General features: G+C 70.5%; 13 protein-coding genes and 2 riboswitches. Of the genes, 6 read left to right on the forward strand and 7 right to left on the reverse strand.

Annotated features, from left to right (window positions below):
• Window positions 1–38: 38 nt before the first annotated feature.
• On the reverse strand, window positions 39–2,357 hold the full coding sequence (locus ABZS40_RS25700; RefSeq protein WP_354946070.1) for a ribonucleoside-diphosphate reductase subunit alpha: 2,319 nt from the start codon (window positions 2,355–2,357) through the stop codon (window positions 39–41).
• Between the two features lie 191 nt (window positions 2,358–2,548).
• Window positions 2,549–2,766: riboswitch (cobalamin riboswitch) on the reverse strand.
• Window positions 2,767–3,020: 254 nt separating this feature from the next.
• On the opposite strand from ABZS40_RS25700, the gene ABZS40_RS25705 reads away from it, so the two are divergent.
• Window positions 3,021–4,418 carry an enolase C-terminal domain-like protein gene (locus ABZS40_RS25705; RefSeq protein ID WP_354946049.1) on the forward strand — a complete coding sequence of 466 codons (1,398 nt, stop codon included), beginning with the start codon at window positions 3,021–3,023 and terminating at the stop codon, window positions 4,416–4,418.
• A 7-nt stretch (window positions 4,419–4,425) separates the two neighbouring features.
• Entirely contained in the window at window positions 4,426–5,148 is a 723-nt protein-coding gene (locus ABZS40_RS25710; protein ID WP_354946050.1) for a FadR/GntR family transcriptional regulator, read from the forward strand.
• A gap of 10 nt (window positions 5,149–5,158) precedes the next feature.
• Here ABZS40_RS25710 and ABZS40_RS25715 read toward each other — a convergent pair whose 3' ends face one another.
• From ABZS40_RS25715 to ABZS40_RS25735, 5 genes are all read right to left on the reverse strand, one after another.
• A complete protein-coding gene (locus ABZS40_RS25715; RefSeq protein ID WP_354946052.1) occupies window positions 5,159–5,878 on the reverse strand; it encodes an aldo/keto reductase in 720 nt (239 codons plus the stop codon).
• A 52-nt stretch (window positions 5,879–5,930) separates the two neighbouring features.
• Window positions 5,931–6,749, reverse strand: a complete 819-nt coding sequence (locus tag ABZS40_RS25720) for an ATP-binding cassette domain-containing protein (protein ID WP_354946054.1) — start codon at window positions 6,747–6,749, stop codon at window positions 5,931–5,933.
• The gene (locus ABZS40_RS25725; protein ID WP_354946056.1) at window positions 6,749–7,801 is read right to left on the reverse strand and encodes an ABC transporter substrate-binding protein; all 1,053 of its coding nucleotides are present in this window, start codon (window positions 7,799–7,801) and stop codon (window positions 6,749–6,751) included. The genes ABZS40_RS25720 and ABZS40_RS25725 overlap by 1 nt, the downstream gene beginning before the upstream one ends.
• A 40-nt stretch (window positions 7,802–7,841) precedes the next feature.
• On the reverse strand, window positions 7,842–8,849 hold the full coding sequence (locus ABZS40_RS25730; protein ID WP_354946058.1) for an ABC transporter permease: 1,008 nt from the start codon (window positions 8,847–8,849) through the stop codon (window positions 7,842–7,844).
• Window positions 8,850–9,167: 318 nt separating this feature from the next.
• Window positions 9,168–10,046, reverse strand: a complete 879-nt coding sequence (locus ABZS40_RS25735; RefSeq protein ID WP_354946060.1) for an amidohydrolase family protein — start codon at window positions 10,044–10,046, stop codon at window positions 9,168–9,170.
• Window positions 10,047–10,352: 306 nt separating this feature from the next.
• A riboswitch (cobalamin riboswitch) is annotated at window positions 10,353–10,432 on the forward strand.
• A 58-nt stretch (window positions 10,433–10,490) separates the two neighbouring features.
• Between ABZS40_RS25735 and ABZS40_RS25740 the strand changes: the two genes are divergently transcribed.
• From ABZS40_RS25740 to ABZS40_RS25750, 3 genes are read left to right on the forward strand one after another with little or no spacing between them, the layout of a single operon-like run.
• The gene (locus ABZS40_RS25740) at window positions 10,491–10,694 is read left to right on the forward strand and encodes a CbtB domain-containing protein (protein WP_238677442.1); all 204 of its coding nucleotides are present in this window, start codon (window positions 10,491–10,493) and stop codon (window positions 10,692–10,694) included.
• Entirely contained in the window at window positions 10,685–11,458 is a 774-nt protein-coding gene (locus tag ABZS40_RS25745) for a CbtA family protein (protein ID WP_354946062.1), read from the forward strand. Before ABZS40_RS25740 ends, ABZS40_RS25745 begins: the two co-directional genes overlap by 10 nt.
• Complete coding sequence (locus ABZS40_RS25750; RefSeq protein ID WP_354946063.1) at window positions 11,455–12,051, forward strand: histidine phosphatase family protein; 597 nt, start codon at window positions 11,455–11,457, stop codon at window positions 12,049–12,051. Before ABZS40_RS25745 ends, ABZS40_RS25750 begins: the two co-directional genes overlap by 4 nt.
• A 62-nt stretch (window positions 12,052–12,113) precedes the next feature.
• Here the strand turns inward: ABZS40_RS25750 and ABZS40_RS25755 are convergent, their stop codons facing one another.
• Complete coding sequence (locus tag ABZS40_RS25755) at window positions 12,114–13,616, reverse strand: MFS transporter (RefSeq protein ID WP_354946064.1); 1,503 nt, start codon at window positions 13,614–13,616, stop codon at window positions 12,114–12,116.
• Between the two features lie 191 nt (window positions 13,617–13,807).
• On the opposite strand from ABZS40_RS25755, the gene ABZS40_RS25760 reads away from it, so the two are divergent.
• Complete coding sequence (locus ABZS40_RS25760; RefSeq protein WP_354946066.1) at window positions 13,808–14,440, forward strand: TetR family transcriptional regulator; 633 nt, start codon at window positions 13,808–13,810, stop codon at window positions 14,438–14,440.
• Window positions 14,441–14,574: the final 134 nt, after the last annotated feature.

The following is a 14,574-nucleotide window of genomic DNA, read 5'->3' on the forward strand; positions in this document are numbered from 1 at the left end:
GTCGGTGGTGCCGGCGTCGGTGATGGCTTCGGCGGGAGTCACTGGCAGGCCTCGCACGACTCGGGGTTCTCCAGCGAGCAGGCCAGCGCCTCCGCGTCGACGACGACGGGTGCGACAGCGCTGACGGTGGCCTGCTGGATCCGCGTCGCGGGGCGCGAGCGCAGGTAGTAGGTGGTCTTCAGCCCGGCCTTCCAGGCGTACAGGTACATCGAGGAGAGCTTGCCGATGGTCGGCGCGGCCAGGAACAGGTTCAGCGACTGGGACTGGTCGATGAACGGGGCGCGGGCCGCGGCCAGGTCGATCAACGCCCGCTGCGGCAGCTCCCACGCGGTGCGGAACAGCTCCCGTACGCCGGCCGGCAGCTCGGCGATGTCCTGCACCGACCCCTCCGCCCGCTTGATCGCCGAACGGATCCGCTCTGTCCACAGACCACGGGCCTTCAACTCGCGTACCAGAGCGGTGTTGACCTGGAGGAACTCCCCCGACAGGGTCTCCCGCTTGAACAGGTTGGACACCTGCGGCTCGATGCACTCGTAGCACCCGGCGATCGAGGCGATGGTCGCGGTCGGCGCGACCGCCACCAGCAGCGAGTTGCGCAGCCCGTACGCCTCGACCCGCTCGCGCAGCGCGTCCCACCGCGCGGTCTGCGTACCCTCGACACCCCACAGGTCGGGCTGGAGCTGGCCCCGCGCGGCCCGGGTCTGCGGGTACGCCGGGTGCGCGCCGAAGTCGCGCGCCAGGTCGGCGGAGGTCTCCAGCGCGGTCAGGTACAACTCCTCGCTGATCCGGGTGGACAGCTCGCGGGCGGCCGGCGAGTCGAACGGCAGCCGCAGCGCGAAGAAGACGTCCTGGAGGCCCATCAGCCCGAGCCCCACCGGCCGCCAGCGGGGGTTGCTCGCCGCCGCCTGCGCGGTCGGGTAGTAGTTGATGTCGATGACCCGGTCGAGGAAGGTCACCGCGGTCCGCACCGTGGCGCGCAACCGCTCCCAGTCGATGCCGCCGGCGGTGAGGTGGGCGGCGAGGTTCACCGAGCCGAGGTTGCACACGGCGGTCTCGGCGTCGCTGGACACCTCGACGATCTCGGTGCAGAGGTTGGACAGGTGCACCACGTTGCCCGGCTCGGCGGTCTGGTTGCAGAGGCGGTTGGCGGCGTCCTTGAAGGTCATCCAGCCGTTGCCGGTCTGGGCGAGGGTCCGCATCATCTTCCCGTACAGCTCCCGCGCCGGGACCTGCCGCACGTAGCGCCCCTGCGCCTCGGCCTCCCGGTACGCGGCGTCGAACCGCTCCCCCCACAGGTCGGGCAGCTCGGGCACCTCGTGCGGGTCGAACAGCGACCACAGCTCGTCGGCCTCGACCCGGCGCATGAACTCGTCCGGGATCCAGTTGGCCAGGTTGAGGTTGTGGGTGCGCCGGGCGTCCTCGCCGGTGTTGTCCCGCAGTTGCAGGAACTCCTCGATGTCCGGGTGCCACGGCTCCAGGTAGACGCAGGCCGCGCCCTTGCGTCGGCCACCCTGGTTCACCGCGGCGACGCTCGCGTCCAGCGTGCGCAGCCACGGCACGATCCCGTTGGACTGCCCGTTCGTGCCCCGGATCAGCGCGCCGCGGGAGCGGACCCGGGAGTACGCGATGCCGATGCCACCGGCGAACTTGGAGAGGTTGGCGACCTGGGCGTACCGCTGGTAGATCGAGTCCAGCTCGTCGAGCGGAGAGTCGACCAGGTAGCAGGAGGACATCTGGGTGTGCCGGGTGCCGGAGTTGAACAAGGTCGGTGAGCTGGGCAGGTAGGCCAGGCTGGACATCAGCCGGTAGAAGTCGACCGCCTCGTCGGCCGTCCGGGACAGGCCGCAGGCCACCCGCAGCAGCCAGTGCTGCGGGGTCTCCATCACCAGTCGGCTGGTGGGGTGGCGCAGCAGGTAGCGGTCGTACACGGTGCGCAGGCCGAAGTACTCGAACCGGCGGTCGCCGTTCGGGTCGATGGCGTGGTCGAGCGTCGCGGCGTGTGCGGCGACGAACGCGGCGGTGTCGTCACCGATCAGTCCCTCGGCGTGGCCGACCCGGATCGCCGCGCTGAACGAGGTGATGCCCTGTCGACGCACCTCCTTGTCGACGTAGCCGGCCAGCAGCCGCGCGGCGAGGCGCGAATACTGCGGCTCCTCACCGATCATCTCGGCGGCGGTCTGGATGGACAGCCGGTCCAGTTCGGCAGTGGTCGCGCCGTCGTAGAGGCCGCTGATGGTGCGGGTGGCAACTCGCATCGGGTCGACGTCGGCCAGGTCGTCGGCCCACCGCTCGACCGCCCGGACGATCCTGTTCACGTCCACGGGCTCGGTGCCGCCGTCGCGCTTGCGAACCTGCATCGGCGTCCGCCGCGCTGTCGCGTCGCCGCTGGCAGGGACTACCTCGGTGACTGTCACCACTCGCTCCTCGGAGTTCGAGACCTGGTGGCCCGGACGCGAGGAGACAGACACCGACGGACGCCACGCCAGCCCGGCGTGGGTCAGGTGGCGTCAGCCGTCCCACGCGGCCTCGGACCGCCGCCCACCCGGGTGCGGGTACGCGGCGCGCTGGCAGGTCTTCGGACTCGCGGGCACGACCGGGCTCGCCGGTCTCCTACTGGCCGTCGCTTCCCAGGCCGATTGGCGGCCCAGTGCTGATGACGGCGGTCGTTCCCACTCACCGCTGCGGGACAGTCCCGGATTTCCACCGGGTTCCCTGTTGCCTCGACCGCCCCGGATGAGCGGCCGAACCAGCTGCGCTCGACACCATATATAGGGACGCAGCCGTTGTCACACCCCACATGTCGGTGTCGGGCGTGTCGGTGCCGACTCGGTGACCACCGTCACCAACCCGGCCGAGCACGCCAGGCCGTCCGACGCGGGCAACGGAGACAGGGCTCCCGTGCGACGAGAAACATCCTATGTCTGGACGCCTGCGGTGATCGACATCGTTGACCTGTTGAGACAGCCCTCCGTATACTCCCAGTGATCATCTGATCTTTAGCCTAGCCGGGCGAGGAGCGCATGCCGCAGATCACCGCCGTCACCGTCGAGGACGTCCGCTTCCCCACCTCCCTGACCGCTGACGGGTCAGACGCCATGAACAAGGACGGCGACTACTCGGCGGCCTACGTCATCCTGCACACCGACGGCGTCGACGGCGTGGGCGCGCCACTCGCGGGGCACGGCCTGACCTTCACCATCGGTCGCGGCAACGACATCGTCGCGGCGGCGGCGGTCCACCAGGCACAACGCCTGGTGGGCCTGGACGTGGCCACGATGGCAGCGGACATGGGCGCGGTCTACCGCCTCCTCACCTCCGACTCGCAACTGCGCTGGCTCGGTCCGGAGAAGGGTGTCGTCCACCTGTCCCTCGCCGCCGTGTTGAACGCGTCGTGGGACCTGGTCGCCCGGCTCGCCGACAAGCCGCTGTGGCGGCTGCTCGTCGACATGTCCCCCGAGCAACTCGTCGACATCGCTGACCTGCGCTACCTGTCCGACGCGCTGACCCGGGACGAGGCACTGGCCATCCTGCGGGCCAAGGAGGGCACGAAGGCCGCCCGCCTCGCCGAGCTCGACCGGACCGGCTACCCCGCCTACACCACCTCGGCGGGTTGGCTCGGCTACGGCGACGACAAGCTGCGCCGGCTGTGTCAGGAGGCGGTGGACACCGGCTACGGCTACGTCAAGCTCAAGGTGGGCGCCAACCTCGACGACGACATCCGCCGATGCGCGATCGCGCGGGAGATCCTCGGGCCGGATCGCAACCTGATGATCGACGCCAACCAGGTGTGGGACGTCGGTCAGGCCATCGAGTGGGTCACCGCCCTCGCCCAGTTCACGCCACTGTGGATCGAGGAGCCGACCAGCCCCGACGACATCCTGGGCCACGCGGCCGTCCGCCGCGCCGTCGCGCCGATCGGCGTCGCCACCGGCGAACACTGCCACAACCGGGTGATGTTCAAGCAGCTGTTCCAGGCCGAGGCCATCGACTTCTGCCAGCTGGACACGGGCCGGTTGGCCAGCATCAACGAGATCGTCGCCGTGCTGCTGCTCGCCGCCAAGTTCGACGTCCCGGTGTGCCCACACGCCGGCGGTGTCGGGCTGTGCGAGATGGTCCAACACGTGTCGGTGCTCGACTACGTCGCCGTCTCAGGGGATCTCACCAACCGGGTCACCGAGTTCGTCGACCACCTGCACGAGCACTTCACCGACCCGTGCATCATCCGGGACACCGGCTCGGGCAGCGGCTACGTCCTGCCCAGCCAACCCGGCTACTCCACCCGGATGCGTCAGGAGTCGGTGGCGCTCTACCGGTTTCCCGACGGCCACTACTGGGGCGCGACAGACCCGACTACCGTGTCATCTCCGGAGGCGGCGTACGTGATCGCGGGTGGGAAGGCCACCCCCGCCGGCCGTTAGGGGGGTCATGTCTCGCACTGACGAAGTGGTCAACGGCATCAAGCGGATGATCCTCGAAGGGCAGTTCCGGCCTGGGGACCGGTTGCCCATCGAGAAGGACCTGGCCGAGCAGCTCGGTGTCTCGCGGGGGTCCCTGCGGGAGGGGATGTCGGCGCTGTCGATCCTCGGCATCGTCAACATCCGTCAGGGCGACGGCACCTACGTCACCAACCTCGACGCGCTACAACTGCTGGCCCCGATGGGTTTCGTGGTGGACTTCCAGGGCCAGGGCGACCCCCGGCACATCCACACCGTTCGCCGTCTGCTGGAGTGCGAGGCCGCCTGCCTGGCGGCGACCAGAATCACCGACGAGGCGCTGGCCCAGGCGGGTGACCTGCTCGACGAGGCGGCCCGGTTGATCGGCCAGTCACCGCCGGACCACGAGCGGATCATGGAGATCGACATCGCCTTCCACCGGATCATCGCGGTGCACGCCGAGAACCCGGTGCTCGTCGGCCTGATCGAAGCCTTCGCCGGGCGCACCATCCGTGGCAGGCTCTGGCGGAGTCTGCACGAGGAGGGCGCGGACCTGCGCACCCACGACGAACACGTGGCGATCCTGAAGGCCCTGGTGGCGCGCGACCCGGAGCGGGCGCGCACCCGGATGGCCAACCACCTGATCGGTGTGGAGGAGTCGTTGCAGGGGCTACCCGACGACGCCGACGCGAGCATCGAGACGGCCCGGTCGTGACCGCCGACCCTCACGACTGCACGTCGAGCAGCCCCTCGTCGTACAACGCCGCCCAGAGCTGATCCGGGGCGTCGACGTCGGATCGGCGCAGGGTCTCGGTCACCTGGGCCTCGTCCCGCATGCCGACGACCGTCGAGACCACGGCCGGGTGACGACTGACGAACGCCAACGCCGCCTGGGGCAGCGTGACGCCGTACATCTGACAGACCCGCGCTATCCGGCGGGCCTGGTCGATCACCTCTGCCGGCGCCTGTCGGTAGTCGTAGACGGCGTCGGTCGGCGGTACGTCCCGGGCCAGCAGCCCGGAGTTGTAGACCCCGGCGACCACCACACCGACGTGGCGGGCCTGCGCGACGGGCAGCAGGTCGGTCAACGCGCCCTGCTCCAGCAGGATGTACCGGCCGGCGCACATCACCACGTCCACGTCGGTCTCCGCCACGAAGCGAGCCAGCATGGCGGACTGGTTCATCCCCGCCCCGACGGCACCGATGACGCCCTGTTCCCGCAGCTCCACCAACGCCGGGATCGCCTCGTGCGCGGCCTGCTCCCAGTGCTCGTCCGGATCGTGCAGGTACACCACGTCGATCCGGTCCAGGCCGGTGCGCCGGAGGCTCGCCTCCAGCGAACGGCGTACGCCGTCGCGGCTGAAGTCCCAGACCCGGCGATGGTCGGCGGGAACGTCGAACCCCTCCGGTGACGGCACGAGCAGCCGGCCGACCTTCGTCGACACCACGTACTCTTCGAACAGGCGGGATCGCGCGCGCCCCGCTGGACGACAGCAGTCACCGCTCGTCCCGATCCACGCTGGTGCTGCCGGTCATCGCGGCGACCAGATCGTCGGTGGTGACCTCGTCGGCGCGGAGCTGGGCCGCGCGCCGACCGAGGCGCAACACCTCGACCCGGTCGGCGATCTCCAGCACCTGCGGCATGTTGTGGCTCACCAGCACCACCGACATGCCGGCGTCACGGGCCCGCCGGACGACGTCGAGCACCCGCCCGGTCTGGACCACACCCAGGGCCGCGGTGGGCTCGTCGAGGATGACCACGTTGGTCGCCCAGATGATGGCGCGGGCCACCGCCACGCACTGCCGCTGCCCACCGGAGAGCATCGCGATCGGGGTGGTGACTCGGGGGATCCGTACGCCGAGTTCGTCGAGGGCGGCGGCGGCGCCCTGGCGCATGGCGCGCTTGTCCAACAGCCCGAGCCGACCGAGCGGTCCGGGGCGGAGGATCTCCCGGCCCAGATACAGGTTGGCGGCCACGCTGAGGTCGTCGGCGACGGCGAGATCCTGGTAGACGGTCTCCACCCCCGCACGTCGGGCATCGACCGGAGTGGAGAACTGGACCGGACGGCCGCCGACCCGGATCTCGCCCTCGTCCGGCGGATGCACACCGGACAAGGTCTTGATCAGGGTGCTCTTGCCGGCGCCGTTGTCACCGATGAGCGCGACGACCTCACCCCGGCGGACGGTGAAGTCGGCGCCCCGCAACGCCTCGACGTGCCCGAACCGCTTGACGATGCCGCGGGCTTCGAGGACCGGCGGTTCCGCGTCGGTGGGTTGCTGGTCGCTGTCGGCGGTGGCCGTTGGAATGCCACCCATCACTGCACCGGCGGGTTGGCGCAGCTGGGCTCGAGCACCGCCTTGATCTCCGCCGAGTCGATGTTCTCCTTGGTGACGAACGTGACGCCGGTGTCGGCCGATGCCAGCGGCGCCTTGTCCCGGAGGTGCTTGACCATCTTGTCGACGCCGAAGTAGCCCATCTTGAACGGGTTCTGCACGACCAGCGCGGAGATCTGGCCGTTGCGCACTCCGGCGATCTCGTCGGGGGCCGCGTCCCAGCCGATGATGACCACCTTGCCGGACTTGCCGGCCGCCTGGATGGCCTGCGCGGCGCCGAGCACGCTCGGCTCGTTGGCCGCGAAGACGCCGGCGAGCTTGGGGTTGGCGGTGAGGATGTTCTCGGTGACCCGTCGGGCCTCATTGACGTCACTGCGGCTCGGCTGCTGGCCGACCAGCTTCAGGTTGGGGTACTGGGCGAGGCCGGCCTTGAAGCCGTCGACCCGCTCGGTGTTGGTCTGCGAACCGGGCTGGAACTCGACGAGCGCCACCTCGTGGTTGCCGGGGCCGAGTTCGGTGGCCAGCAGCTTCGCGGCCTCGACCGCCGACGCACGGTTGTCGGTGGCGAAGAGGGGCACCGTCGACGGCTGCGGGCTGGTGCCAGAGTCGATCATGGCGACCGGGATGTTCGCGCCGAGCGCCTTGTCGGTGGCCGGCGCGAGCGCGCTGGAGTCCGTCGCCGCGTAGACGATGCCGTCGACCTTCTTGGTGACGAAGTTCTGGATCAGGTTGACCTGGCCCTCGACGTCGGTCTCGGTGGTCACCCCGTCCCACTGGACGGTGACGTCCCCCGCCCGTTGCGCGGCGCACTCCGCGCCCGCCTTGACCGTGTTCCAGTAGTCGGCCCCGACGGCCTTGGGTACGACGGCGAGCTTCAACGGGCCGCTCGCGTCAGTGGTCGCGCCGTCGCCGCCGTCCCGGACCTCGACCCCGCCGCAGGCGCCGAGCAGAGCGGTCGCCGCGGCCGCGGCCAGGATCGCCTGCGCGCGCAGGAGTCGTCCTCGCGTCCGCCGGCTGGTGGTGGTGTGTGCCATGGTGTGTGTCCTTCCTCGTTCGGACTCTCGAAATGGCATGTCAACCCCGTGATTCCAGCCGCCGGCGGCGGTACTGGTCGAAGTAGACGGCGGCCCAGATGATCACGCCGACGATCACCTGTTGGTAGTGGATGCTGATGTCGAGCAGGACGGCGCCGTTGCGGACCAGGGCGATGAGGAACGCGCCGATGATGGTCCCGACGATCCGGCCCTGCCCGCCGAACAGGCTGGCTCCGCCGATGACCGCGGCGGCGATGACGTCAAGCTCCAGCGAGATCCCGTAGTTGGGTTGGCCGGAGTTGACCCGGGACGCGGCGATCATGCCGCCCAGCCCGACCAGCACGCCGGCCAGCACGTACACACCGGTCAGGTGCCGCCCGACCCGGATGCCGGAGCGGCGGGCAGCCTCCAGGTTGGAGCCCATCGCGTAGGTGTACTGACCGAAGCGGGTCTGGGAGAGCAGGAAGGCGACCCCGACGGCGACCAGGACGGTGATCACCACGGCGAACGGAATGCCGAGGATCTGCCCGTTGCCGAGCAGTTGAAAGGATCGGGGCAGGCCGTAGACGCCGACCGCTCCGGTGATGATGAAGACGAGGCCGCGGCCCACTGACATCGTCCCCAAGGTCGCGATGAACGGCGGAATCCGGGCCACGGTCACCAGCAGCCCGTTCAACAGCCCGGCCAGCGCGCCGACGCCGATCGCGACCGCCGTCGCCGCCCAGAGCGAGAAGCCGAGGTCGCGCACGACCATCGCGCCCAACACGCCGGCGAGCGCGGCGACCGACCCCACGGACAGGTCGATGCCCTTCGTGATGATGACCATCGTCTGGGCCGTGGCGATGATGGCGATCACCGCCGTCTGGGCCCCGATGTTGAAGAGGTTGTCAGCTGTCAGGAAGTACGGACTCGCGAAGGTCAGGGCGATGAACAGGACGACCAGCGCGGTCGCGGCGGTGAACTCGGAGACGGCGTGGGAGATCCGTTCCCGGAACCGGTCGCTGAGTTCGCCGCGCTGCGTGCCGGCGGTTGCCTCGGCGCTACTCATCGTCGGACCTGACCTCCCCAAGCGCGGCGCCGGCGTCCGACGGGGACCCGCCGACGAGCCGAACGCCTGTGAGCGACCGACCCCGCTCGAACGGCAGTGCGGCTGATGCCTGCACAACCGTCGGAGATAGATCGGATGTTTCCCACGATCAGGCGTTACCTTGCCACGCATTCACGTATGTTGCCAAGGTCTTGCCGGCATGTTCTGCCATCGTTACCTGCACCACCGAAGGCGTACGTCTGACCAGAGTGACATCGCCCGCCGTCGTTAGCATGTTATCGATAACATGCTATGTCCCCAGTTCGGAAGCCACTGCGCTCAGGAAGGGGTCAGCCGGTACACCCGGCCGGCGGTCTGGCGCCAGATCGCCGACCGCTCGTCATCGGACAGCGGGTCCAGCAGGTCACCGAGGACGGTGACCCAGCGGGTGTACGAGGTCGCGAGCAGGCACACCGGCCAGTCCGAGCCGAACATCAGCCGATCCGGCCCGAACACGTCGAGGGCGTGCTCGACTGCGGGCCGCAGGCCGGCCGTCGTCCAGGACCTGCCGTCCACTTCGGTCACCAGGCCGGAGAGCTTCGCCGTCGTGTTGGGCTCGGCCGCGAGCGCGCGCAGGTCCTGCCGCCAGTCACCGAGATCGGCGCGCCCGAGCGGCGGCTTGCCGAGGTGGTCCAGGACGAACCGCACGTGGGGCAGGTCGCGGACGAGCCGGGTGGCCGCCGGCAGTTGACGATGGCGCACCAGGAGGTCGAAGGCGAGGCCGGCGGCGCCGACCGTGGCGATGCCTCGCCGCACGTCGGGGCGGTCGAGATAGGTCGGGTCGGGTTCGGACTGGACCGGGTGGCGGATCCCGACCAACCGCTCGCCGCCACGCGCCCCGCGTAGTCGGGCGAGGCGGCGGTCGACATCGGCGGCGGTGAGGTCGACCCAGCCGACGACCCCGGCGACGAGGGGGTCGTCGGCGGCGATGCCGAGCAACTCGGGCGTCTCCGACCGAACGGCGACGGACTGCACGACAACGGTCTGGGTGACCCCGGCGGCCCGGGTCTCCGGGGCGAGCTCGACCGGCGTGAAGTCGGCGTCGATCGCGGCCATGGTGTGCGGATCGATCCAGGGCTGCGGGTGCCGCGCCCGGACCCAGAGGTGATGATGAGCGTCCACGATGCCCGGTCGTCGAGCGACCTCTCCGGTCGTCACCGGACCCGCCCTCGCGCGTTCTCGCCCACCCGACACCCCGCCCAGCCGCTGATCGAACCCCCCGGGTCAACCCGGAGCCACAGAGTCGATCTGGCAGGTTGACCATGTTAGCGGTAACAGACTGTTGTTGAGTGCAGGAACGCGCGCCACGGAAGGCTTGCGGCAGTGTCGCGTTTTGGTCTGACGAATCCACTGGCACCTGCGGCTGGTCCGCCTCGTTGACGTACCGCCTTCGGGGCGCGCGGCCCGGGTTGACCGCCTGAGGCGGCACCGATACCGTCGACCCACTATCTGCGGCGACGCGAGGGAAGCCGGTGTGAATCCGGCGCGGTCGCGCCACTGTGAGCGGTTCCCCAGCCACAACTGGGGGCCGCGAGCCAGGACGCTCGGTCGTCCGCAGCCTTGCGATGGGGACGCGTCATCCCTGGGGAGGTTCGTGTATTCATGTCTAGCTCCGCTTCCAGCCAACCGGTGGTGCACCCCGCTGGCAGTGCCCGTCTGCTGTGGACAGCTCTGGCGACCGTTGCCGCGCTCACCCTGCTGGCGTACCTCGTCGCCTTCGACCAGGGGGCGGTGTCGCGCAGCGGGATGTACCTGCACGAGCTGATGCACGACGGCAGGCACCTGCTGGGCGTCCCGTGCCACTGAACGCCACCACCACTCCCCCGTTCGTCGCCGTCCTCGTTCGCGGGCTGCTGGCCGGCCTGATCGCCGGCCTGCTCGCCGGGGCGTTCGCGTACGTGGCTGGCGAACCGCACGTCGAGGCAGCCATCGCCATCGAGGAGGCGGCGTCGCACGCCGAACCCGCCGCCGCCGGTGCGCACGATCACGAGGACGCCCTGGTCAGCCGCACGGGTCAGCGCGGCGGCCTCTTCCTGGCCACCGGCCTGTTCGGGGCCGCGATGGGTGGCCTGCTGGCCACGGCGTACGTCCTGCTGTCCCGGCGTCGACGCGGCGACGACGACGGGCGGTCTGGTCTGCTGCTGGCCGGCGCGGCGCTGCTCGGCGCGGTGATCGTGCCGTTCCTCAAATACCCGGCGAACCCGCCGGCGGTCGGCGACCCGGCCACCATCAACCAACGGACCGTCACCTACCTGTTGATGGTGGTGCTCGGGCTGGTGGCCGTATGGGCCGGCTCGCTGGGCTACCGGTCGGTCGGCGCCCAGGCGCCGACGTGGATGCGCGCCGCCGCGGCCGTGGGCGGGTTCCTGTTGGTCACGGCAGTGTCATACGTGGTGATGCCGTCCTTCCAGGAGGTTCCGGCGGACTTCCCGGCGACCCTGCTGTGGAGTTTCCGACTGGCCTCGCTCGGCACCCAGGTCGTGCTCTGGACCGGCATCGGCCTGCTGTTCGCGGGCCTGATGCACCACGAGCGGCGTCGCCGGGCCGGCACCGCACTGCCGAGCACGTGACCGGCACCAGCCTCCGGCTGGTCGCCCACGGTCACACCGCCGCTCTGCGCCGGGCCCGCTTCGGCGGCGCCGACGACGGCCTGGACGAGGGTGGCCTGCATGCCGCACTCGCCCAGGCCCGCGCGGGCGCAGACCGGCGCGGGTCCCTCGGCGTGAACGCCACCTGCCTGTCCAGTCCCGCGGCGGCCGCCCGACAGACCGCCGACGCCTTCGGCCTGCTGCCGACGATCGAGGCGGCGTTGGCCGACTGCGACTACGGGGCCTGGTCCGGGCGGTCGCTTGCGGAGATCGCTGACACGCAGCCGCAGGCGCTGCACGACTGGCTGTCCGCACCGGACTCCGCGCCGCACGGCGGTGAGCCCGTCTCGGCGGTGCGGGATCGGGTCGGCAGTTGGCTGGACGAGCAGCACCGAGCCGGTGGGCGCGTCATCGCGGTCACCCACCCACTGGTGATCCGGGTCGCTGTGGTGCACGCCCTCGGTCTTCCGATGGCGACGTACCGGCAGGTGGACGTGGAGCCGTTGGCGGTCGTCCGGCTCACCAGCCAGGGCACCCGCTGGCACCTTCGACTGGGCGCGCCGCGAGCAGCTTGAGGTCGCACCAAACGGCGCGGGCCGTGCCCACCAGCAGTGGACACGGCCCGCGCTCGTTCGGCTCAGTGGTGCCGGTGGGGCAGGTGCAGCTCGACCGGCTCGGGCGGAAGGTCGTCGACACCGACGGCAACGGCCTGTTCGTGACGGCGACGCGCCGAGGGCAGGGCGAGGGCCGCGAAGACGGCCAGGACCGCGACGCCCGCGCACACCCAGAAGCCTGCGGTGAACGCCGTGTCGGTGGGCAGCCCCACAGGGGTGCTGTTCGACGTGATGACGGCCGCCACGACCGCCGCGCCGATGCTGCTGCCGATGGTGCGGGCGATGGTGTTGACGCCGCTCGCCTCGCCGGTCTGTCCGGCCGGGACACTCTCGATGATGGCGTTGGACATCGCCGCGAAGGCCAGGCCGATGCCGGCGCCGGTGAGCACCCCGGAGAGCAGCACCTGCCAGGTCGCGCCGTGCGCGAGCGCCGGCAGCGCGAATGCGACGACGACAGCGACAGTGCCGAGGAACATCGGAACCTTGGGACCGAAGCGCCGGTCCAGCAGGCCCGCGAGGGGACCGAAGACCACCATCATCAGAACGGTGGGCAGCAGGAACAGGCCCGCCTGGGACACCGTCTTGCCGAACCCGTACCCGGTGGCGGCGGGAAGTTGCAGCAGAGTCGGTACCAGCACGAACGTCCCGAACATCGCGAAACCGAGGATCAGGGCGACGAGGTCGGTGGCCCAGACACCGCGGATCCGCATCAGGCGCATGTCGATGAGCGGCTCGCGTACGCGTAGCTCGACCCGGACGAACACCACCATCGCGACCGCGCCGAGCAGGAACAGGCCGATGGTCTTCGGCTCGGTCCAGCCCCAGCCCTGCCCCTTGCTCACGGCCAGCAGCAACGAGACCAGCGACACCGACAGGATGGCCGCGCCGAGCATGTCGAGCCGCCCGGGCGTGCGGACCCGCGACTCGGGCATCCCGAAGATGGCCCCGAGCAGCGCGACGACGACGAGGACCAGCGGCAGCCAGAACAGCCAGTGCCACGACAGGTGCTCGACGATCGGGCCCGCGGCCACGATGCCGACACCGGCGCCGACGCCGAAGATCGCCGACAGCAGGCCGACGGTGACGCCGACCTTCTCCCGGGGCAGTTGGTCGCGGACGATGCCGATCGACAGGGGCAGGATCGCTCCGGCGGCCCCCTGGAGCGCGCGCGCGACGATCAGCACGGTCAGGTTGGGAGCCAGGGCGGCGAGCAGGGTGCCCGCGGCGAGGGCCGCGAGGACGCCGATGAGGACCCGACGCTTGCCGACCATGTCACCGAGGCGTCCGAGGATGGGCGTCAGCACCGAGGCGGCCAACAGGTACGCCGTGAGCACCCAGCTGATGTCTCCGGTCGAGACGCCCAGATCTCTTCCGATGGTGGACAGCGCGGGCGCCACCAGCGACTGGAGCACCGCGAACGCCAGGCCACCCAGTGACAGGTACAGCACCAGAAGGGTGCTGTTGGCGCGCGGGGCGGCGCCGGGCGCGGAGCCGAGGTCTGTCGACTCCTCGATGGTGTGGGTCATGAAATCCCCGAACTAGATGTAAACGTTTGCTGACTTAGCCAGTATGCGCAGCCCCGGACGCATGTCAACAGTCGTTTACGTCACCCTCGGATCGCACCGGACCTTGCAGTCGACGGAAAGTCAACATATGTTTACTTGCTAGGCCCGCACGAAGCGGCGGATGGACGGCAGAGCGACAGGGAGGACGCGTCGTGACAGCAGAACCGCCTGCCCCCGCGACCGGTGACACCGACGGCGAACCGGCCCAGCGTCGCCGTCGGGACGCGGCCGAGACGCGACAGTTGCTGCTCGACGCCGCCCGCCAGCGCTTCGCCCGGGACGGCTACGCGGCCACCACCGTCCGGGACATCGCCGACGACGCGGGCGTCAACGTCGCGCTCATCAGCCGCTACTTCACGTCGAAGGAGGGCCTGTTCGAGGCGTGCCTGCGAGCCGCGGGCGACGAACTGCGCCGAACGACAGGTCAGACGCCCGCCGACCGGGTGCCCGAGGCCATCGCCCGGCACATCGCCGACCTCGGCGCGGCGGGTCTGTCGAGCCAGCTCTCACTGCTGTTGCGGTCGTCGGGGGACGCGGGGGCCGACGAGATCCGGCGCGGCGTCCTGGTCCGTTCCAGCGAACAACTGGCGGCGGCTCGCGGGTGGCGCCCCGGCGAACCGGGCAGCGAACAACTCCTGCTCCGCGCCCAGATGGCCCTCGCCGCTGGCATCGGAGTCGCGGTGCTGCGATCGTCGATCCAGCTGGAACCGCTGAGTGCCGCCACCGAACAGGACCTGATCGGTCCGCTGCGCGACCTGGTCGACGCGCTGCTGCCACCGCACTGAGAAGTCGATCATCGCGATGCGGCGTGGGGGGGGGGGGGGGGGGGGGCCCCCCCCCCCCCCGCCCCCCCCCCCCCCCCCCCCGGCCGGGCGGGGGGGTGTGGGGGGGCGCCACCCACACCCCCCCCCGGCCCCGC

The organism is Micromonospora sp. NPDC005324, from assembly GCF_040607155.1.
Classification (GTDB): domain Bacteria; phylum Actinomycetota; class Actinomycetes; order Mycobacteriales; family Micromonosporaceae; genus Micromonospora; species Micromonospora trifolii.